Source organism: Mycobacterium sp. NGS40, from assembly GCF_059812735.1.
Genome location: NZ_JCALDG010000117.1, coordinates 1 through 593 on the forward strand (window position 1 = coordinate 1; position 593 = coordinate 593).

Sequence of the window (593 nt, forward strand, 5' to 3'; positions counted from 1 at the left end):
TCTGCAGCGTTGCCGGCGATTATGGTCGGCCGCGGGGGCCCATCATGTCGCCAGGTCCCATCATTCCGCCCATCATGCCTTGCATCATCGGGGGCATTCCGTCGCGTACGAAGCCGGTGACTTCACGAGCGTGGGCGCGGATTGCGTCGGTGAGGATGGGATCGTCGGAGGTTTCCTCGGCGACGACGCCGGTAGGCGTCAGCGTCAGCTGGCGGCGGTAGTTGCCGGCGTTGCGGAATAGTGTTGGCAGGCTTTGGCTCATGCACATGACTTCGGAGCCCTGGTTGAGGTGGGAGTACATGCTCGATACGTGTGCGTGCAGTTTGGCGGTGAGCTCGGCGGCGTTTGATTGGGTGCTGGTGCGTACGCCGCCGGGAATCTCCTCGACCGTGCGGGTGATCTCGGTGTGTCGGTTGAACATGTCCATGTAGAGGCTCATGTCGGCCGGACTGGCACCCATCATGCCGCCGTCGGTTAGGCGAACGCGCAGGACGGGCGAACCGAGGACTCCGCGAAGCGCGTACCCGATACCCGCCACCGCGCTGGCGCCGAGTGCAGCGAGTGCCGCCCGTCGGGTGAGGTTAGCCATGTGA

At 64.8% G+C, this 593-nt stretch carries 1 protein-coding gene; it reads right to left on the minus strand.

What is annotated here, in order from left to right; genetic code table 11:
* Window positions 1–19: 19 nt before the first annotated feature.
* Complete coding sequence (locus AC5Y5O_RS32195) at window positions 20–589, minus strand: hypothetical protein (protein WP_061559464.1); 570 nt, start codon at window positions 587–589, stop codon at window positions 20–22.
* Between the last annotated feature and the right edge of the window lie 4 nt (window positions 590–593).

Coding starts and splice junctions, on each gene's coding strand:
- AC5Y5O_RS32195 (WP_061559464.1), bottom strand. CDS start 589: ATGGCTAACCTCACCCGACGGGCGGCACTCGCTGCACTCGGCGCCAGC.